At 66.8% G+C, this 18,537-nt stretch carries 18 protein-coding genes; 13 read left to right on the forward strand and 5 right to left on the reverse strand.

Annotation, left to right across the window (positions count from 1 at the left end; genetic code table 11):
• Window positions 1-3 precede the first annotated feature (3 nt).
• Window positions 4-1,185 carry an acyl-CoA dehydrogenase family protein gene (locus tag AC07RM_RS37815; protein ID WP_208509154.1) on the reverse strand — a complete coding sequence of 394 codons (1,182 nt, stop codon included), beginning with the start codon at window positions 1,183-1,185 and terminating at the stop codon, window positions 4-6.
• A 186-nt stretch (window positions 1,186-1,371) separates the two neighbouring features.
• Here AC07RM_RS37815 and purN point away from each other — a divergent pair, with 186 nt between their 5' ends.
• Window positions 1,372-1,968 (forward strand): phosphoribosylglycinamide formyltransferase, encoded by a 597-nt coding sequence (gene purN / locus AC07RM_RS37820; protein ID WP_495337746.1) that lies wholly within the window; start codon window positions 1,372-1,374, stop codon window positions 1,966-1,968.
• A gap of 37 nt (window positions 1,969-2,005) precedes the next feature.
• On the forward strand, window positions 2,006-2,320 hold the full coding sequence (locus AC07RM_RS37825; protein WP_093355727.1) for an I78 family peptidase inhibitor: 315 nt from the start codon (window positions 2,006-2,008) through the stop codon (window positions 2,318-2,320).
• A 65-nt stretch (window positions 2,321-2,385) separates the two neighbouring features.
• Here the strand turns inward: AC07RM_RS37825 and AC07RM_RS37830 are convergent, their stop codons facing one another.
• A complete protein-coding gene (locus AC07RM_RS37830) occupies window positions 2,386-2,625 on the reverse strand; it encodes a DUF1653 domain-containing protein (RefSeq protein WP_495337747.1) in 240 nt (79 codons plus the stop codon).
• A 70-nt stretch (window positions 2,626-2,695) separates the two neighbouring features.
• Between AC07RM_RS37830 and AC07RM_RS37835 the strand changes: the two genes are divergently transcribed.
• From AC07RM_RS37835 to AC07RM_RS37845, 3 genes are all read left to right on the forward strand, one after another.
• Complete coding sequence (locus tag AC07RM_RS37835) at window positions 2,696-4,549, forward strand: M48 family metallopeptidase (RefSeq protein ID WP_296777101.1); 1,854 nt, start codon at window positions 2,696-2,698, stop codon at window positions 4,547-4,549.
• Between the two features lie 28 nt (window positions 4,550-4,577).
• A complete protein-coding gene (locus AC07RM_RS37840; RefSeq protein ID WP_495337748.1) occupies window positions 4,578-5,849 on the forward strand; it encodes an RsmB/NOP family class I SAM-dependent RNA methyltransferase in 1,272 nt (423 codons plus the stop codon).
• A 133-nt stretch (window positions 5,850-5,982) separates the two neighbouring features.
• The gene (locus AC07RM_RS37845; RefSeq protein ID WP_296798752.1) at window positions 5,983-7,197 is read left to right on the forward strand and encodes a DesA family fatty acid desaturase; all 1,215 of its coding nucleotides are present in this window, start codon (window positions 5,983-5,985) and stop codon (window positions 7,195-7,197) included.
• Window positions 7,198-7,404: 207 nt separating this feature from the next.
• On the opposite strand, the gene rpmG is transcribed toward AC07RM_RS37845, so the two are convergent.
• From rpmG to trxB, 3 genes are all read right to left on the reverse strand, one after another.
• Entirely contained in the window at window positions 7,405-7,578 is a 174-nt protein-coding gene (gene rpmG, locus AC07RM_RS37850; protein WP_007830291.1) for a 50S ribosomal protein L33, read from the reverse strand.
• Between the two features lie 11 nt (window positions 7,579-7,589).
• Window positions 7,590-7,823, reverse strand: a complete 234-nt coding sequence (rpmB, locus tag AC07RM_RS37855; protein WP_028251282.1) for a 50S ribosomal protein L28 — start codon at window positions 7,821-7,823, stop codon at window positions 7,590-7,592.
• A gap of 246 nt (window positions 7,824-8,069) precedes the next feature.
• Window positions 8,070-9,029, reverse strand: a complete 960-nt coding sequence (gene trxB / locus AC07RM_RS37860) for a thioredoxin-disulfide reductase (RefSeq protein WP_057595022.1) — start codon at window positions 9,027-9,029, stop codon at window positions 8,070-8,072.
• A gap of 188 nt (window positions 9,030-9,217) precedes the next feature.
• Between trxB and AC07RM_RS37865 the strand changes: the two genes are divergently transcribed.
• The 8 genes from AC07RM_RS37865 to AC07RM_RS37900 all read left to right on the forward strand — a co-directional run bounded on the left by AC07RM_RS37865 (window position 9,218) and on the right by AC07RM_RS37900 (window position 18,537).
• Window positions 9,218-9,892, forward strand: a complete 675-nt coding sequence (locus tag AC07RM_RS37865) for a Crp/Fnr family transcriptional regulator (protein ID WP_057595021.1) — start codon at window positions 9,218-9,220, stop codon at window positions 9,890-9,892.
• Between the two features lie 135 nt (window positions 9,893-10,027).
• Window positions 10,028-12,457, forward strand: coding sequence for a DNA translocase FtsK (locus tag AC07RM_RS37870; RefSeq protein ID WP_208508906.1), 2,430 nt, complete (start codon window positions 10,028-10,030; stop codon window positions 12,455-12,457).
• Window positions 12,458-12,612: 155 nt separating this feature from the next.
• On the forward strand, window positions 12,613-13,251 hold the full coding sequence (gene lolA, locus AC07RM_RS37875) for an outer membrane lipoprotein periplasmic chaperone LolA (protein WP_093355712.1): 639 nt from the start codon (window positions 12,613-12,615) through the stop codon (window positions 13,249-13,251).
• Window positions 13,252-13,278: 27 nt separating this feature from the next.
• The gene (locus tag AC07RM_RS37880) at window positions 13,279-14,571 is read left to right on the forward strand and encodes a replication-associated recombination protein A (RefSeq protein WP_093355710.1); all 1,293 of its coding nucleotides are present in this window, start codon (window positions 13,279-13,281) and stop codon (window positions 14,569-14,571) included.
• Window positions 14,572-14,812: 241 nt separating this feature from the next.
• The gene (locus tag AC07RM_RS37885) at window positions 14,813-15,742 is read left to right on the forward strand and encodes a branched-chain amino acid ABC transporter permease (protein ID WP_093355708.1); all 930 of its coding nucleotides are present in this window, start codon (window positions 14,813-14,815) and stop codon (window positions 15,740-15,742) included.
• A gap of 14 nt (window positions 15,743-15,756) precedes the next feature.
• Complete coding sequence (locus AC07RM_RS37890; RefSeq protein ID WP_093355706.1) at window positions 15,757-16,965, forward strand: branched-chain amino acid ABC transporter permease; 1,209 nt, start codon at window positions 15,757-15,759, stop codon at window positions 16,963-16,965.
• A gap of 17 nt (window positions 16,966-16,982) precedes the next feature.
• The gene (locus AC07RM_RS37895; protein ID WP_093355770.1) at window positions 16,983-17,759 is read left to right on the forward strand and encodes an ABC transporter ATP-binding protein; all 777 of its coding nucleotides are present in this window, start codon (window positions 16,983-16,985) and stop codon (window positions 17,757-17,759) included.
• A 1-nt stretch (window position 17,760) separates the two neighbouring features.
• Complete coding sequence (locus AC07RM_RS37900) at window positions 17,761-18,537, forward strand: ABC transporter ATP-binding protein (protein WP_256223103.1); 777 nt, start codon at window positions 17,761-17,763, stop codon at window positions 18,535-18,537.

Below are 18,537 nucleotides of genomic sequence, written 5' to 3' on the forward strand. Positions count from 1 at the left end.
TCCTCAGCCCAGCACCGTCTGCGCGACGATGTTGCGTTGCACTTCGTTCGAGCCGCCGTAGATGGTGGTCTTGCGCATGTTGAAGAAGGTCGACGACAGCGGCGCGAGCGCCGGGTTGCCGCCCGGGAAGTTGCCCTGCCAGCCGGCGGCCATGGCTTCGCGGATCAGCGGCAGCGCATACGGGCCGCCCGCGAGCATCATCAGTTCGCTGTAGCGCTGCTGGATCTCGCTGCCGCGGATCTTGAGCAGGCCGGCCACGTCGAGCGAGTTCTTGCCCGAGGTGGCGGCCGACAGCACGCGCAGCACCATCATCTCGAGCGCGACGATGTCGACCTCGAGCTTGGCGATCTCGTCGCGGAAGCGCGCGTCGTCGTACACGCCCTCGGTCTTCGCGATGCGCTTGAGGCGCTCGAGCTCGCGCTTGGCGCGGTTGACGTCGGCGATGTTGGTGCGCTCGTGCGAGAGCAGGTGCTTGGCGTAGGTCCAGCCCTTGTTCTCCTCGCCGATCAGGTTCTCGGCCGGCACTTCGACGTTGTCGAAGAACACTTCGTTGACTTCATGGCCGCCGTCGAGCAGCTTGATCGGGCGCACGGTGACGCCGGGCGACTTCATGTCGAGCAGCAGGAAGCTGATGCCGGTCTGTGGCTTGCCCTCGCTGCTGGTGCGCACGAGGTTGAACATCCAGTCGCCGTACTGGCCGAGCGTGGTCCAGGTCTTCTGGCCGTTGACGATGTACTTGTCGCCCTGGCGTTCGGCCTTGGTCTTGAGCGAGGCGAGGTCGGAGCCCGAGCCCGGTTCGCTGTAGCCCTGGCTCCACCAGACCTCGCCGCTGGCGATGCCGGGCAGGAAGCGCTTCTGCTGCTCGGGGTTGCCGAAGGCCATGATGACCGGGGCCACCATCACCGGGCCGAAGGGCACGATGCGCGGCGCGCCGGCCAGCGCGGTTTCTTCCTCGAACAGGTGGCGCTGCACGGCGGTCCAGCCGGGACCGCCGAATTCCTTGGGCCAGCCGTAGCCCAGCCAGCCCTTCTTGCCGAGGATCTTGGCCCAGGTCTGCATATCGTCGCGCGTGAGTTCCAGCGCGTTGTGGACCTTGGTGGAGATTTCCTTGGGAAGGTTTTCTTTGACCCATGCGCGAATCTCTTCGCGGAACTGCTGTTCTTCGGGCGTGAAGCTCAAATCCATGCGTGCCTCGCTGTGTTGATCGTCGGTGCACCGCAGACGCGGCGTGTCTCCGGAGCCACGAGTTTTAGCACGGTCGTGCTGCAAATCGCTGTCCGCGCGGCGACAAGTCTGGGTGCGCGGACCTCGCGCTGCAAGGGGGAGGGCGGGAAAAGGGCGCTTTCACGGGCACGGATAATCCCGCCTCCCATGAAGAACATCGTGATCCTGATCTCCGGCGGCGGCTCCAACATGGAGGCCATCGTGCGCGCCGCGGCGCGCGACCGCTGGGCCGAGCGTTTCGGCGCCCGCGTCGCCGCCGTCGTCAGCAACAAGGCGGAGGCGGGCGGCCTGGCGCTGGCCCGGGCGCAGGGCATCGCGACCGCGGTGGTGCCGCACAAGGATTTCGCGAGCCGCGAAGTTTTCGACCAGGCGCTTGCCGTGGCGGTCGACGCGCATGCGCCGGCACTGGTGGTGCTCGCGGGCTTCATGCGCATCCTGACGCCCGGCTTCGTCGAGCGCTATGCCGGGCGGCTGGTGAACATCCATCCCTCGCTGCTGCCGGCCTTCCCGGGCCTGCACACCCACCAGCGCGCGATCGACGCGGGCTGCAAGGTGGCGGGCGTCACGGTGCACCAGGTCACGACCGAGCTCGACCATGGTCCGATCCTGGCGCAGGCCGTGGTGCCGGTGCTGCCCGACGACACGGCGGCGACGCTCGCCGGCCGGGTGCTCGCCCAGGAGCACCAGTTGTATCCACGCGCCATTGCCCAGTGGCTGATGGATACATCAGGACACAATCCTTAAAGAACTTGTTTATATTCGCGGGTTTTCGGGAGTCGCAGTGAAAACGCAATCGCTACTGTCCACGATCGCCGGTGCCGCCCTGATGGCAGGCTGCGCCGCTCCGGCCCCGCCGCCGCCCGCCGCACCGGCGCCGCCGCCCGCCCCGGTGTTCCAGTGCGGTGCCGACGGTGCCCGCTTCGCCGTGGGTCAGCAGCTCACGCCTCAACTAGAAGCCGCCGCCAGGGTGCGCGCGGGCGCCGGCACGGTGCGCGTGCTCAAGCCCGGCGATGCCGCGACCACCGAGCTCGATGGCGGGCGCCTGAATCTCGACGTCGATGCGCGCAACCGGGTGACGGACGTCCGCTGCGGCTGAGCGGTTCGGCCCGATTTCCCGAACGGACGGCGAACCGGCGACGCAGGATGAGCGCCGATGCCCGTTCAGCCTTCGATCCGCGCGAAGCGCGGTTGCCGCCGGCCGTCGATGTCCACGGTTTCCTCGAACATCGCGGCCGGGCGCACCCACAGGCCGCGGGCGCCGTAGAGCGCGCGGTAGAGCGTCATCGGTTCCAGGGTCTCGCTGTGGCGCACGGTGTCCAGCACCTCGTATTCCCCGCCCTTGTAGTGGCGGTAGCGGCCCGGCGGGGTCTGGATCAGGGGCGGCAGGTCGTCGTCGGTCACGGGGTCGTTTCTTTCTTTGTCAGGAGTCGGGGCCGCCGGCAGGCATGCCGGGGCAGGCGGAAGTACCGGAATGGATCGCGCTGATTTTGTCCATCTCGTCCGGCTGAGCGAGCATGCCAGTGCGGAGGACAGCGCGCGCTACCGCCGCGGCGTGGCGGCGTTCGCGGCGCTGGGCTATCTCTGGGTGCTGGCCTGCCTCGGGCTGGCGATGGGGCTGATCGTCTGGGTCGCCGTGTCGTTGGGCGACGGGCGCTTCAGCGTCTCGCGCGGCTGGCTGCTGCTGTTCGGCCTGGGCCTGCTGTGGGCCACGGTGCGCGCGCTGTGGGTGCGCTTCGACGAGCCGGACGGCCTGGAGCTCTCGCGCGAGGACGCGCCCCAGCTGTTCGAGGCGCTCGACCGCATCCGCAGCAAGATCAAGGGACCGCCGGTCCATCGCGTCTACCTCGACGACGATTTCAACGCCAGCATCCGCCAGGTGCCGCGCTTCGGGCTCTTCGGCGGCGCGGTCAATTCGCTGAGCATCGGGCTGCCGCTGCTGATGATGCTCGACCGGCGGCGGCTGCTGTCGGTGCTCGCGCACGAGTACGGCCACCTGCGCGGCAACCATGGCAAGCTCAGCGCCTGGATCTACCGCACGCGGCTGTCGTGGCTCAAGCTCGACGCCAACCTGCAGCGCAACGAAGGCGTGATGGCGATCGTCTCGCAGGCCTTCTTCCGCTGGTACTTCCCGCGCTTCGCGGCCAAGACCTTCGCGCTCGCGCGGCAGGACGAGTACGAGGCCGACCGCATCTCGGGCCGGCTGCTCGGCACTTCGGTGGCGGCCGCGGCGCTGACCGAGATCTCGATCAAGGCCAACTGGTACGCCAACGAGTTCTGGCCCTGGCACTGGGCCCGGGCCGAGCGCGAGCCGCTGCCGCCGGGGCCCTTCGCGGGGCTGCGCGAGTGCGCTGCGACGCCCCCGGGGCCCGAGTTCGCGCGCCAGGCGCTGCGCGAGGCGATGCGCCGCGTCAGTGACCTGGAAGACACCCATCCGGTGCTGCGCGACCGGCTCGAGGCACTGCGCCAGAAGGCGACGGTGCCGGCCTGGTCGAAGCGGCCGGCGCTCGAGATGCTGGTCGACGGCCCGCGCTGGATCGCGCACTTCGACGCCCAGTGGCGCCAGGCCCATGCCGCCGACTGGAAGCAGCATCACGCGCACCGCTCGCGCATCCGCGAGCGCATCGCGGTGCTGGCGGCGCGCGGCGAGCGCAACACGCCCGACGAGTGGGTCGAATGGGCCGATGCCGAACGCCGCCTCGACACCTCGGCGCCGGTGCGCGAGCGCTACGAGCGCGCGCTGCGGATCGCGCCCGAGCACCCGGGTGCCTTGCGCGGCCTGGCGCAGATGATCCCGTCGACCGAGCGCGAGACCCGGCTCGCGGTGCTGGAGCGCTTGCACGAGGCGGGCGCCGCGAGCCGCTGGTGGGCCGCCCGCAATGCGGTGGCGGTGCTCGAGAACCCCGATGCCGGTCCGCACGACGAGGCGGGCCTCAAGCACTGGCGCGGCCGCCTGAAGGAGGCCGAGGAGGCCGAAGCGCGCGCCTGGGAGGAACTGACCGAGACGCCGAGCTTCAGCCAGATCGGCCGGCACGACCTCAACGAGCACGAGCTCGACGAGTTGCGGGCCGACCTCGTGCGCAACCTGCCGGTGTCGCGCGCCTGGCTGGTGCGCAAGAACCTGCGCGAGTTTCCGTGGCGGCGCGCCTTCGTCGTCTTCGTCGAACTGCCGGGCCTGGACGACGAGGAGCGCTGGCAGCTGTGCCGCCAGCTCGAGCAGACCCTGAGCCTGCCCGGCGTGGCGCTGGTGCTGTGGGCCGGGCATTCGCCGACGCTGGAGGACATCGAGCGGCAGGCTTTCGGGGCGGTCTGGACGCGCGGAGCCTGAGGCGGGCGGCGGCTGAGACAATCGGGGCATGCACCCCAAAGCCCTGTTGGAGGCCACCGCCGATCTGGTCGGCCTGGTCCTGAAATTCGATCACCCCGCCGACCAGGTGGTTTCGCGCTTCTTTCGCGACCACCGCGAGTTCGGTCCGCGCGAGCGCGCCACCCTGGCCGAGACGGTCTACACCGTGCTGCGCAAGAAGCTGCTGTTCGATCACCTCTCGCCCTCGGGCAGCGGCCCGAAGGAACGCCGGATGGCGATCCTGGGCTTCCACGGCCCGCGCGACTTCCTCAAGAGCGCGCTCAACGACACCGAGAAGCGCTGGCTCGACAACTGCGACGCGGTCAGCGAGGCCGACCTGCTCGAGCGCCATCGCCACAACCTGCCCGAATGGCTGGTGGCGCCACTCAAGAGCCAGCTCGGCGACGGCTTCTGGCCGCTGGTCCAGAGCCTGCAGCAGCCGGCGCCGCTCGACCTGCGCGTCAATTCCCTGCATGACAAGCGGGCCGACGTGAAGGCGGAGCTTGCCAAAGCTGCTATCAAATCGGAAGCAACGCCGTATTCGCCCTGGGGCCTGCGCCTCGAAGGCAAGCCCGCGCTGACCAAGCTCGACGCCTTCGTGCGTGGCGCCATCGAAGTGCAGGACGAGGGCTCGCAGCTGCTGGCGCTGCTGCTGGACGCCAAGCGCGGCGAGATGGTGGTCGATTTCTGCGCGGGCGCCGGCGGCAAGACGCTGGCGATCGGCGCGGGCATGCGCAACACCGGGCGGCTGTACGCCTTCGACACCTCGGCGCACCGCCTCGACGCGCTCAAGCCCCGGCTGGCGCGCAGCAAGCTCTCGAACGTGCATCCGGCCGCCATCGCGCACGAGCGCGACGACCGGGTGAAGCGGCTGGCGGGCAAGATCGACCGGGTGCTGGTCGATGCGCCCTGCTCGGGGCTCGGGACGCTGCGGCGCAATCCGGACCTGAAATGGCGCCAATCGGCCAAGTCGGTGGAAGAACTGACCGCGAAGCAGGCGGCGATCCTGCAGAGCGCGGCCCGGCTCGTGAAGTCGGGCGGGCGGCTGGTCTACGCCACCTGCAGCGTGCTGCCCGAGGAGAACGAGGCCATCGCGGAGGCTTTCGGCGCCGCGAATCCCGATTTCGTGCCCGTGGACGCGGCGGAACTGCTGCAGGGCCTCAAGGTGGAGCAGGGCGACAGCCTGGTCGCGGGCGGCGCCGACGGACGGCGCTACCTGCGCCTGTGGCCCCATCTGCATGCCACCGACGGTTTCTTTGCTGCCGTGTGGAACCGCAAATAGGTATGGGGCTCCAAAGTTAGGGTAAATCTGCGCAAACCATGGGGTGAAAGGTGAGTGATTCCTGACCCCCGGCCCTAAAATTGCGAGTTACCTAGAAGCCGCACCTTCGTGCGGTTATGGAGTACCTGACTCAATGTTGCTTCCTGACTCCGCCATCCTGAGCGCGGCCATCGACTGGCTCGGAAACGGCCTGTGGGATCTCACCTGGTGGCAGATCGTGCTGTACACGCTCGTCACCACGCACATCACGATCGCCGCCGTGACGATCTTCCTGCACCGGACGCAAACGCACCGGGCGATGGACCTCGGTCCGATCCCGTCGCATTTCTTCCGCTTCTGGCTCTGGCTCGGCACCGGCATGGTGACGAAGGAGTGGGTCGCGATCCACCGCAAGCACCACGCCAAGTGCGAGAGCGAGGAAGATCCGCACAGCCCGCAGGTCAAGGGCATCGAGGAAGTGCTCTGGCGCGGCGCCGAGCTCTACCGTGCGGAGTCGAAGAACAAGGAAACGATGGAGCGCTACGGTCACGGCACGCCCGACGACTGGATCGAGCGCAACCTGTATTCGCGCTACAGCTGGCAGGGCGTGGGCCTGATGCTGGTGATCAACCTGGCGCTGTTCGGCACGCTCGGCATGGCCGTGTGGGCGGTCCAGATGCTGTGGATCCCGATCACCGCCGCCGGCATCATCAACGGCATCGGCCACTACTGGGGCTACCGCAACTTCGAGGCGCCTGACGCCAGCCGCAACATCATGCCCTGGGGCCTGATCATCGGCGGCGAAGAGCTGCACAACAACCACCACACCTACCCGACCTCGGCCAAGTTCTCGGTCAAGAAGTACGAGTTCGACATTGGCTGGATCTACATCCAGATGATGCAGAAGATCGGCTGGGCCAAGGTCAAGAAGGTGCCGCCGAAGATGCAGATGGGCGACATCCAGCCCGTGGCCAACGAGAAGACGCTCGAGGCCGTCATCGCCAACCGCTATGAAGTGATGGCTGGCTATGCGCGCGAAATGCGCCGTGCCACGCAAGAGGAAATCGCCGCGCTCAAGAGCAAGGGTGCCGACCTCTCGGTGCTGAAGGCCGCCAAGCGCTGGATGCACCGCGACGACGACAAGGTGCCCGCATCGGCCCGCTCGCACGTGGTGCAGGCCCGTGCCGCTCACCCGGTGCTCGACAAGATGGCGACCATGCGCGAAGAGTTGCGCCAGCTGTGGCTCAACACCTCGCATTCGCGCGAGCAACTGGCGGCCGATCTGGCGGCCTGGTGCCATCGCGCGGAAGCCAGCGGCATCGCAGGCCTGCGCGAGTTCTCGACGCGGCTGCGCTCGGCGCGCGCCTGATTCGATCCCTGCTGGGGCTTTGGCCCCTGTCAAAAAGCCGGCCCGATGGCCGGCTTTTTTGTGCCCGACGTTTCCCTGGAGAAGGAATGTGGAGGGCGCGTCAGATGGCTGGCTCGTCCCGGTAATTCGCTCCGCTGTCGAAATTCAGGGCAAATAAAAAAGCCCGCGGCTTGCGCTGCGGGCTTTTTAGAAAGAATTCAGACTGAATTACTTCAGCTTGATTTCCTTGTATTCGACGTGCTTGCGTGCCTTCGGGTCGAACTTCATGATCGACATCTTTTCAGGCATCGTCTTCTTGTTCTTGCTGGTCGTGTAGAAGTGGCCGGTACCCGCGGTGGATTCCAGCTTGATCTTTTCGCGTCCGCCTTTGCTCGTTGCCATGATTCAGCTCCTTAAGCTTGGCCGCGTGCGCGCAGGTCTGCGAGCACGGCGTCGATGCCGTTCTTGTCGATCAGGCGCAGGGCAGCGCTCGAAACCCGCAGGCGAACCCAGCGGTTTTCCGTTTCGACCCAGAAACGACGGTATTGCAGGTTCGGCAGGAACCGGCGCTTGGTTTTGTTGTTGGCGTGGGAAACGTTGTTTCCCACCATCGGGCCCTTGCCCGTGACTTCACATACGCGTGCCATGAGGACACTCTTTCTTGAACAGCTGGCACCGGCTCGACAGCAGTGGCCGAGGGTGTTTTGCAGCTTGACCTCGCCAGAAACGGGTGGCGGTACCCCGGATTGCCGCTGAGCCCACCCTTCATGGAAAGGAGGCGCGATTTCGGCAAAGCCTCGGATTATAGCCCTTTTGGCGGCCCGGCAGCAAAGCCGGGGGGGGGGCATGAAAAAGGCGGGCGCCAGGCCCGCCTCGTCGAGGAGCCTGGCGGCTCAGAGCGTGCCGTCCTGCTCCAGGAAGCGCTGCGCATCGAGCGCGGCCATGCAGCCCGTGCCGGCGCTGGTGATGGCCTGGCGATAGATGTGGTCCTGCACGTCGCCGGCGGCGAACACGCCCGGCACGCTGGTCATGGTGGCAAAGCCCTGCAGGCCCGAGCGCGTGACGATGTAGCCGTCCTTCATGTCGACCTGGCCCTGGAAGATGTCCGTGTTCGGGTGATGGCCGATCGCGATGAAGCAGCCCTTGAGGTCGATCTGCTCGGTCGCACCGGTCTGCGTGTTCTTGATGCGGATACCGGTCACGCCGGAATCGTCGCCCAGGACTTCATCGAGCGTATTGTGTACTTTCAGTTCGATTTTGCCTTCGGCTTCTTTTTCGTGAAGCTTGTCGATCAGGATTGGTTCCGCGCGGAATTTGTCGCGGCGATGCACCAGCGTTACTTTTTTCGCGATATTCGAAAGATAAAGCGCTTCTTCGACCGCGGTATTGCCGCCGCCGATCACGCAGACTTCCTGCTCACGATAGAAGAATCCATCGCAGGTGGCGCAACCCGAAACACCGCGGCCCATGAACTTCTGCTCGGATTCGAGGCCCAGGTACTTGGCCGACGCGCCGGTGGCGATCACAAGCGCATCGCAGGTGTAGGTGCCGCTGTCGCCGGTGAGCGTGAAGGGGCGCTTGCTCAGGTCGACCTTGTTGATGTGGTCGAACACGATCTGGGTCTTGAAGCGCTCGGCGTGCTCCAGAAAACGCTGCATGAGGTCGGGACCCTGCACGCCATGCACATCGGCCGGCCAATTGTCGACCTCGGTGGTCGTCATCAATTGCCCGCCTTGTGCCATGCCGGTAATCAGCAAAGGCTGAAGATTTGCACGCGCCGCATAAACGGCAGCCGTATAACCGGCGGGACCTGAGCCCAGAATTAAAACCTTGGCATGTTGGGAAGCGGACATGGTGCGTAAAAACCTAGGAATTGCGCTGATTCAGCGTGTACATTTTGAGGGTGGTAGCGATACATGGGGAGTATCGCCGCTCGGATCAACCACCGAGTGCACGGTGTTTTCAATGCGCGCGATTGTAGTAATCCATCGGCGCGCCGATGGCCCGACCGCAGGAGCGCGCGGTACCAGGGATTGAATGAATGTCGATGCTGTCCAACCTTGAATTGCTCCGGCGCGTTCCGCTGTTCGCGTCGCTGACTCCTTCGCAGTCCGCAAGCATTGCGGATGCGATCATCAAGAAGCGTTTCAAGCGCGCGGAGGTCGTGGTCGAGCAGGGCAAGAAGTCCGATGCGCTCTACATCATCCTGACGGGGCGGGCGCGCGTGACCAGCGCGGACAGCCGCGGCCGCGAGGTCATCCTGGCCACGCTGCATCCCGGCGACTATCTGGGCGAGATGAGCCTGATCGACGACGAGCCGCACTCGGCCACCGTGCGCACCGAGATCCAGTGCGACGTGCTGATGCTGGGCCGCGAAGCCTTCGCGCGCTGCCTGCCCGAGAACTCCTCGATGGCCTACAACATCATGCGCGGCCTGGTGCAGCGCCTGCGCCATGCCGACCGCAAGATCGAGTCGCTCGCGCTGATGGACGTCTACGGCCGCGTCGCGCGTTCGCTGCTCGAGTTCGCGGTCGACGATGGCGCCGGCAACCTCAAGGTGCGCGAGAAGATCTCGCGCCAGGACCTCGCGAAGATGGTCGGCGCCTCGCGCGAGATGGTGAGCCGCGTGATGAAGGACCTCGAGGAGCGCGGTTTCGTGCAGACCCTCGAGGACGGCTCGATGATCGTCAAGGAGCGCCTGCTGTCGCTGGCCTGAGCCGGCACGGGGCGTGAAAGAAGGTGTGAGCGAAACTGCCGCGGCCCGTGGACGCGGCAGAATAGCCGCGGCCCTTTTCGTTGTAGTGTTCGTGCCGCCAGACCCGCATGCTGCCGGTCTGGCCGCCAGTATTTCATGACCTATTCGCTCAATACGCTTCACTCTTCCACGGCCGGCGAAGGTGCGCCCGTGCGTGTGCGGGCCATGCGCTTCGCCCACGAGATCACCCTGATCGCCGGTTTCGCGGCGCTGTTGTTCTGGCTGCTCGCCATGCTGAGCTTCACGCCCTCCGATGCGGCCTGGTCGACCTCGGGCACTGGCGGCGAGATCAAGAACTGGGGCGGCCGCATCGGCGCCTGGGTGGCCGATGGCAGCTACTTCCTGGCCGGCTATTCGGTCTGGTGGTGCCTGGCGGCCGGGCTGCGCGCCTGGCTGTCCTCGCTCGCGAGCTGGATGCGCGGCGGCGAGACCGGTCCGCAGGGCGATCCGGCGCCGCGCGGCCGCTTCAACCGCAGCCGCCTGGCCTTCTGGTTCGGGCTCGTGCTGCTGCTGTGCGCGAGCACCATGCTCGAGTGGTCGCGCCTGTACCGGCTCGAATCGCACCTGCCCGGCTCGGGCGGCGGCGCCATCGGCCTGCTGGTCGGTCCCGCGAGCGTGCGCTGGATGGGCTTCACCGGTTCCGCGCTGGTGGCCATCGCCGGTGGCGTGATCGGTTCCGCGCTGGTGTTCCGTTTCTCCTGGAGCCAGATCGCCGAGCGCATCGGCGCGCGCGTGTATTCGCTGTTCGAATCGCGGCGCGAGAAGCGCGAGGTCGCCGCCGACATCGCGCTGGGCAAGAAGGCCGTGCGCGAGCGCCGCGCCGAGGTCGACGACGAACCCGCCTACGTGCCGCGCGGCGCCATCGAACCTTCGATCGACGGCGACCAACCCACCACCGCGCCCGACATGGACGACCTGCGCATCGAGCCGCGCGCCAAGCGCCGCCCCGCGTCGCCGCCGGTGCAGATCGAGCCCGCGATGACCGAGGTGCCCAAGAGCGACCGCGTCGCCAAGGAGCGCCAGAAGCCGCTGTTCAAGGAGTTGCCCGACAACAAGCTGCCGCAGGTCGACCTGCTCGATGCCGCCCAGAGCCGCCAGGAAACCGTCTCGGCCGACACGCTCGAGATGACCTCGCGCATGATCGAGAAGAAGCTCAAGGACTTCGGCGTCGAGGTGCGCGTCGTGCTCGCCTCGCCCGGCCCGGTCATCACGCGCTACGAGATCGAGCCCGCGACCGGCGTCAAGGGCTCGCAGATCGTCAACCTCGCGAAGGACCTCGCGCGCTCGCTCTCGCTGGTGTCGATCCGCGTGGTCGAGACCATCCCGGGCAAGAACTACATGGCACTCGAACTGCCGAACGCCAAGCGCCAGTCGATCAAGCTCAGCGAGATCCTTGGCTCGCAGGTCTACAACGAGGGCAAGTCGATGCTCACGATGGGCCTGGGCAAGGACATCATCGGCAATCCCGTGGTGGCCGACCTCGCGAAGATGCCGCACGTGCTGGTGGCCGGTACCACCGGTTCGGGCAAGTCGGTGGGCATCAACGCGATGATCCTGAGCCTGCTCTACAAGGCCGAGGCGCGCGACGTGCGCCTGCTCATGATCGACCCGAAGATGCTGGAAATGTCGGTCTACGAAGGCATTCCGCACCTGCTCGCGCCGGTGGTCACCGACATGCGCCAGGCCGCGCACGGCCTCAACTGGTGCGTGGCCGAGATGGAGCGCCGCTACAAGCTCATGAGCAAGCTCGGCGTGCGCAACCTCGCGGGCTACAACACCAAGATCGACGAGGCCAAGGCGCGCGAGGAGTTCATCTACAACCCCTTCAGCCTGACGCCCGACGACCCCGAGCCGCTGCGCCGCGAGCCGCACATCGTGGTCGTGATCGACGAGCTGGCCGACCTGATGATGGTGGTCGGCAAGAAGATCGAGGAGCTGATCGCCCGCCTCGCGCAGAAGGCGCGCGCGGCCGGCATCCACCTGATCCTGGCCACGCAGCGGCCCAGCGTCGACGTGATCACCGGCCTCATCAAGGCCAACATCCCGACCCGCATCGCGTTCCAGGTCTCGAGCAAGATCGACAGCCGCACCATCCTCGACCAGATGGGCGCCGAGGCGCTGCTCGGCATGGGCGACATGCTCTACATGCCCAGCGGCACCGGCCTGCCGATCCGCGTGCACGGCGCCTTCGTGAGCGACGAGGAAGTGCATCGCGTGGTGGCCTATCTCAAGAGCCAGGGCGAGCCCGACTACATCGAGGGCGTGCTCGAAGGCGGCACGGTCGATGGCGACGGTGATGGCGACCTGCTAGGCGGTGGCGATGCCGAGAAGGACCCGATGTACGACCAGGCGGTCGAGGTGGTGCTCAAGAACCGCAAGGCCAGCATCTCGCTGGTGCAGCGCCACCTGAAGATCGGCTACAACCGCGCGGCGCGGCTGGTCGAGGACATGGAGAAGGCCGGCCTCGTGAGCGCCATGAGCGGCAGCGGCCAGCGCGAGATCCTCGTGCCCGCGCGCGCTGAATAGGCGCTCCCACGCGATCCCGCGTCCATTCCGTTACGTGTTGAGATACGGCTTGCACAAGCTCGCTGCCCATTGCAAATCTTCATCAAGCCCTACAAGGGCGGCCATGGCCGCCGGGGTAAGGTCGATGCGGTGTTCAGCTTCGAAGGTTTGAAAAAATGAAGACTCGTCCCTGGCTGCTCGCCGGCCTTCTCCTCGCCTGTGGTGCCCATGCATGGGCCGGCGGCATGGAAAGCCTCGAGGCTTTCGTCAAGTCCGCCAAGTCCGGCCGCGCCGATTTCACCCAGACCGTGACCGCGCCGCCGCGCGACGGCCAGGCCGGCCGCGTGAAGACCTCGAGCGGCACCTTCGAATTCCAGCGGCCCGGCCGCTTCAAGTTCGACTACAAGAAGCCCTTCGCGCAGAGCATCGTGGCCGACGGCAAGACGCTGTGGCTCTACGACGCCGACCTCAACCAGGTCACGCAACGCGCGCAGGCGCAGGCCCTGGGCTCGACGCCCGCGGCCCTGATCGCCGCCGCGCCCGACCTGCGCGCGCTGCAGGCCGATTTCGCGCTCGAGGCAGGACCGGAGCGCGACGGCCTGCAATGGGTCAAGGCCACGCCGAAGAACAAGGACGGCCAGTTGCAGAACGTGCAGGTCGGCTTCCAGGGCGACGCGCTCGCGGCGCTCGAGATCCTCGACAGCTTCGGCCAGCGCTCGGTGCTCAAGTTCAGCAAGGTCGAGGTCAACCCCGCGCTGCCCGCCGCCACCTTCGACTTCAAGGTGCCCACCGGCGCGGACGTCGTCAAGCAGTAATCCACCCCTCACTCGCTCATCCCGCTCTTGGCCGTCAGCTCGCATCAACCCCTGGCCGAGCGCCTGCGTCCGCGCACGCTCGGTGAAGTCATCGGCCAGCAGCACCTGCTCGGGCCCGGCATGGCGCTGCGCATCGCCTTCGAGTCGGGCCAGCCGCATTCGTGCATCCTCTGGGGCCCGCCCGGCACCGGCAAGACCACCATCGCGCGCCTAATGGCCGATGCCTTCGATGCGCAGTTCCTGAGCATCAGCGCGGTGCTCGGTGGCGTGAAGGACATCCGCGAGGCGGTCGAGCGCGCGACCGCGGCGCGCGACGGGCTCGAGCAGCGGCGCACCATCGTCTTCGTCGACGAAGTGCATCGCTTCAACAAGAGCCAGCAGGACGCCTTCCTGCCGCACGTCGAGTCGGGCCTCTTCACCTTCATCGGCGCCACCACCGAGAACCCGTCGTTCGAGGTCAACTCGGCGCTGCTCTCGCGGGCCGCGGTCTACGTGCTGCAGTCGCTCGGCGAGGCCGACCTCAAGCAGATCGTCGCCAAGGCGCAGGCCATCAATGCATTGCCCGCCATCGAGGACGCAGCGCTCGATCGCCTGATCGCCTATGCCGACGGCGATGCGCGGCGGCTGCTCAACACGCTCGAGACGCTGGCCGTCGCGGCACGCGCCGAGAAGCTCGAGGCCATCGGCGACGAATGGCTGATGCGCGTGCTCGGCGAGCGCATGCGGCGCTACGACAAGGGCGGCGAGCAGTTCTACGACACCATCAGCGCGCTGCACAAATCCGTGCGCGGCAGCGACCCCGATGCCGCGCTCTACTGGTTCGTGCGCATGCTCGACGGCGGCGCCGACCCGCGCTACATGGCGCGCCGGCTGGTGCGCATGGCGAGCGAGGACATCGGCCTGGCCGACCCGCGCGCGCTGCGGCTCGCGCTCGACGCGGCCGAGGTCTACGAGCGCCTGGGCACGCCCGAGGGCGAACTCGCGCTGGCCCAGTGCGTGGTCTACCTCGCGATGGCGCCCAAGTCGAACGCGGTCTACACGGCCTACAACGCGGTGCGCGCGCTGGTCAAGAAGGACAGCACGCGGCCCGTGCCCATGCATCTGCGCAATGCCCCGACCAAGCTCATGAAGGAGCTCGACTACGGCAAGGGCTACCGCTACGCGCACGACGAGGAGGGCGGTTTCGCGGCCGGCGAGCAGTACCTGCCCGACGGCCTGCAGGGCCAGGTCTTCTACGAACCGGTCGATCGCGGACTCGAGATCCGCATCGGCGAGAAGCTGCGCGAACTGCGGCGCCGAAACGCTGAACAGGGCGACTGATACGCCCTTGCGGCATGCACGCAAGACGTGCATGGATACAAGCGCAAAGTGCATGACGTCAGCGGGTAAACCCCCGTCGATGCGCACCAAATAGGCGCTGGCCCGTGACTACAATCCCGCCCACTAAATCGGCGGCCACCACATGCTGGCTGGTTTTTTGCTTGTCAAGCCAAGGCGCCAAACCGGTGCCACGGTGGGTGAATGGCACCCCGCAACGGTGCAACACAGAGGAATCTTCTTTATGGACATTTTGCTGCAGCAGATCATCAACGGTCTGGTTCTCGGCAGCATGTATGCCTTGATAGCCTTGGGCTACACCATGGTGTACGGCATCATCAATCTGATCAATTTCGCGCACGGTGAAGTGCTCATGGTGGGGGCGCTCACGAGCTGGTCCATCATCGGGCTCATGCAGTCGTCGATGCCCGGCACGCCGGGCTGGCTGATATTGATCATCGCGCTGGTCATCGCGTGCGTCGTCGCCGCCACGCTGAACTTCGTGATCGAGAAGGTCGCCTACCGGCCGCTGCGCAACTCGCCCAAGCTCGCACCACTGATCACCGCCATCGGCATGTCGATCCTGCTGCAGACGCTGGCGATGATCATCTGGAAGCCCACCAACAAGGCCTACCCGACCCTGCTGCCTTCGGACCCCATCCACATCGCCGGCGCCGTCATCTCGCCGACGCAGGTGATGATCCTCGGCGTCACCGCGGTCTCGCTGGCCATCCTCATGTGGCTGGTCAATTACACGAAGCTCGGCCGCGCGATGCGCGCCACCGCCGAGAACCCGCGCGTGGCCGCGCTGATGGGCATCCGCCCCGACATGGTCATCTCGGCCACCTTCATCATCGGTGCCGTGCTCGCGGCCATCGCGGGCGTGATGTACGCCTCCAACTACGGCATCGCGCAACACGCGATGGGCTTCCTGCCCGGCCTCAAGGCCTTCACCGCGGCCGTGTTCGGCGGCATCGGCAACCTCGCGGGCGCGGTCGTCGGCGGCATCCTGCTGGGGCTCATCGAGGCCATCGGCTCGGGCTACATCGGCACCCTCACCGGTGGCGTGCTCGGCAGCAACTACAGCGACATCTTCGCGTTCATCGTGCTGATCGTGATGCTCACGCTGCGCCCTGCCGGCCTGCTCGGCGAACGCGTGGCCGATCGCGCCTGAAGGAGCTTGCCATCATGAAGAACAGCAAGAACCTCGCGCTCTACCTGGTCGGCGTCATCGCCGTGCTCGCGCTGCCGCTGCTGCTGCAAAGCCAGGGCAATGCCTGGGTGCGCATCGCCGACATCGCACTGCTCTACGTGCTGCTCGCACTGGGCCTGAACATCGTGGTCGGCTACGCCGGCCTGCTCGACCTGGGCTACGTCGCCTTCTTTGCGGTCGGTGCCTACCTCTACGCCCTCATGGGCTCGGGCCACCTGTCCGAGACCTTCGAGTGGTTCAAGGCCACCTTCCCGAACGGCCTGCACACCTCGCTGCTGATCGTGATACCGCTGGCCTTCGTGTTCGCGGCGCTGCTCGGCGTGCTGCTGGGCGCGCCCACGCTGAAGCTGCGCGGCGACTACCTCGCGATCGTCACGCTGGGCTTCGGCGAAATCATCCGCGTGTTCCTGAACAACCTCGACCAGCCGATCAACATCACGAACGGTCCCAAGGGCATCACCTCGATCGACTCGATCAAGTTCTGGGGCCTCGACCTGGGCAAGGCCTGGAAGTTCGACGGCTTCACCATCTCCTCGGTCACGCTGTACTACTACCTGTTCCTCGCGCTGGTGGTGGTCACCATCGTGATCTCGCACCGCCTGCAGGTCTCGCGCATCGGCCGCGCCTGGATGGCGATCCGCGAGGACGAGATCGCCGCCAAGGCCATGGGCATCAACACCCGCAACATGAAGCTGCTGGCCTTCGGCATGGGCGCGAGCTTCGGCGGCGTGTCGGGTTCCATGTTCGCGGCCTTCCAGGGCTTCGTCTCGCCCGAGTCGTTCAGCCTCATGGAGTCGGTGATGATCGTCGCCATGGTCGTGCTCGGCGGCATCGGCCACCTGCCCGGCGTGATCCTGGGTGCCGTGCTGCTGGCGGCCCTGCCCGAGGTGCTGCGCTACGTCGCCGGCCCGCTGCAGGCGCTGACCGATGGTCGCCTCGACGCCTCCATCCTGCGCCAGCTGTTCATCGCGCTGGCCATGATCGTCATCATGCTGGTGCGTCCGCGCGGCCTGTGGCCCTCGCCCGAGCATGGCAAGACGCTTCAGCGCAAGGGCGGCGTGCCGGTCGATCCGGCCCACGCCACCGTGGCGCCGGGCTCGCTGCAGACCCACGCACCGGGCGTCGACACCCCGGCCGACGAGCTGCCCGGTGCGGCCTCGCGTCCCATGTCGATCAATCCGTGAGCGAGGAGACGCATCCCATGAGCAAGGCAGACACCATCCTCGACGTTCGCGGCATCTCCAAGCGCTTCGGCGGCCTGCAGGCCCTGTCCGACGTCGGCATCACCATTCAGCGCGGCCAGGTCTATGGCCTGATCGGCCCCAACGGCGCCGGCAAGACCACTTTCTTCAACGTCATCACCGGGCTCTACACGCCCGACAGCGGCAGCTTCGAGCTCGCCGGCAAGCCCTACCAGCCCACGGCCGTGCACGAGGTGGCCAAGGCCGGCATCGCGCGCACCTTCCAGAACATCCGCCTGTTCGCCGAGATGACGGCGCTCGAGAACGTGATGGTCGGTCGCCACATCCGCACCCGTTCCGGCGTGGTCGGCGCGATGCTGCGCACCGGTTCCTTCAAGGCCGAGGAGAAGGCCATCGCCCAGCGCGCGCAGGAACTGCTCGACTACGTGGGCATCGGCAAGTTCGCCGACTACAAGGCGCGCACGCTGAGCTACGGCGACCAGCGCCGCCTCGAGATCGCGCGCGCCCTGGCCACCGACCCGCAGCTCATCGCGCTCGACGAGCCCGCGGCCGGCATGAACATGACCGAGAAGGTCCAGCTGCGCGAGCTGATCGACCGCATCCGCCGCGACGACCGCACGATCCTGATCATCGAGCACGATGTGAAGCTGATCATGGGCCTGTGCGATCGCGTCACGGTGCTCGACTACGGCAAGCAGATCGCCGAAGGCACGCCGGCGGACGTACAGAAGAACGAAAAGGTGATCGAGGCTTACCTCGGCACCGGAGGACATTGAGATGAGCGCAGCAGTGCAAACCCAAGAGGAAGTCGCGGCGGGCGCTTCGCAACGCAAGGCCGTCGGCAACGTGTTGCTCAAGGTCAGCGGCCTGAAGGTGGGCTACGGCGGCATCCAGGCCGTCAAGGGCGTGGACTTCGAGGTGCGCGAAGGCGAGCTGGTCTCGCTGATCGGCTCCAACGGCGCCGGCAAGACCACCACCATGAAGGCGATCACCGGCACGCTGCCCGCGGGTGCGGGCGACATCGAGTTCCTGGGTCGCAGCATCAAGGGCCGCGGCGCCTGGGACCTGGTGGGCGAAGGCCTGGTGATGGTGCCCGAGGGCCGCGGCGTGTTCACGCGCATGACGATCACCGAGAACCTGCAGATCGGCGCCTACATCCGCAAGGACAAGGCCGGCATCGCGAGCGACATGGAGCGCGTGTTCGTGACCTTCCCGCGGCTGCGCGAGCGCAAGGACCAGCTGGCCGGCACGATGTCGGGCGGCGAGCAGCAGATGCTGGCGATGGGCCGCGCGCTGATGGCACGCCCCAAGGTGCTGCTGCTCGACGAACCCACCATGGGCCTGTCGCCGATCATGTGCGACAAGATCTTCGAGGTGGTGCAGGCCGTGGCCGCGCAGGGCGTGACCATCCTGCTGGTCGAGCAGAACGCCAACCGCGCGCTGCAGCTGGCCGACCGCGGCTACGTGATGGAGTCGGGCCTGATCACCATGTCGGGCGATGCCAAGGGGTTGCTCAGCGATCCGAAGGTGCGCGCGGCGTACCTGGGCGAGTAG

The organism is Variovorax sp. GW821-FHT09B05 (assembly GCF_059418265.1).

What these genes read in the sequence shown, in the direction of transcription:
- AC07RM_RS37845 (WP_296798752.1), top strand. Translation starts at nt 5,983, where the DNA reads ATGTTGCTTCCTGACTCCGCCATCCTGAGCGCGGCCATCGACTGGCTC.
- purN (WP_495337746.1), top strand. Translation starts at nt 1,372, where the DNA reads ATGAAGAACATCGTGATCCTGATCTCCGGCGGCGGCTCCAACATGGAG.
- AC07RM_RS37895 (WP_093355770.1), top strand. Translation starts at nt 16,983, where the DNA reads ATGAGCAAGGCAGACACCATCCTCGACGTTCGCGGCATCTCCAAGCGC.
- AC07RM_RS37840 (WP_495337748.1), top strand. Translation starts at nt 4,578, where the DNA reads ATGCACCCCAAAGCCCTGTTGGAGGCCACCGCCGATCTGGTCGGCCTG.
- rpmG (WP_007830291.1), bottom strand. Translation starts at nt 7,578, where the DNA reads ATGGCAACGAGCAAAGGCGGACGCGAAAAGATCAAGCTGGAATCCACC.
- trxB (WP_057595022.1), bottom strand. Translation starts at nt 9,029, where the DNA reads ATGTCCGCTTCCCAACATGCCAAGGTTTTAATTCTGGGCTCAGGTCCC.
- rpmB (WP_028251282.1), bottom strand. Translation starts at nt 7,823, where the DNA reads ATGGCACGCGTATGTGAAGTCACGGGCAAGGGCCCGATGGTGGGAAAC.
- AC07RM_RS37865 (WP_057595021.1), top strand. Translation starts at nt 9,218, where the DNA reads ATGTCGATGCTGTCCAACCTTGAATTGCTCCGGCGCGTTCCGCTGTTC.
- AC07RM_RS37870 (WP_208508906.1), top strand. Translation starts at nt 10,028, where the DNA reads ATGACCTATTCGCTCAATACGCTTCACTCTTCCACGGCCGGCGAAGGT.
- AC07RM_RS37885 (WP_093355708.1), top strand. Translation starts at nt 14,813, where the DNA reads ATGGACATTTTGCTGCAGCAGATCATCAACGGTCTGGTTCTCGGCAGC.
- AC07RM_RS37815 (WP_208509154.1), bottom strand. Translation starts at nt 1,185, where the DNA reads ATGGATTTGAGCTTCACGCCCGAAGAACAGCAGTTCCGCGAAGAGATT.
- lolA (WP_093355712.1), top strand. Translation starts at nt 12,613, where the DNA reads ATGAAGACTCGTCCCTGGCTGCTCGCCGGCCTTCTCCTCGCCTGTGGT.
- AC07RM_RS37835 (WP_296777101.1), top strand. Translation starts at nt 2,696, where the DNA reads ATGGATCGCGCTGATTTTGTCCATCTCGTCCGGCTGAGCGAGCATGCC.
- AC07RM_RS37900 (WP_256223103.1), top strand. Translation starts at nt 17,761, where the DNA reads ATGAGCGCAGCAGTGCAAACCCAAGAGGAAGTCGCGGCGGGCGCTTCG.
- AC07RM_RS37890 (WP_093355706.1), top strand. Translation starts at nt 15,757, where the DNA reads ATGAAGAACAGCAAGAACCTCGCGCTCTACCTGGTCGGCGTCATCGCC.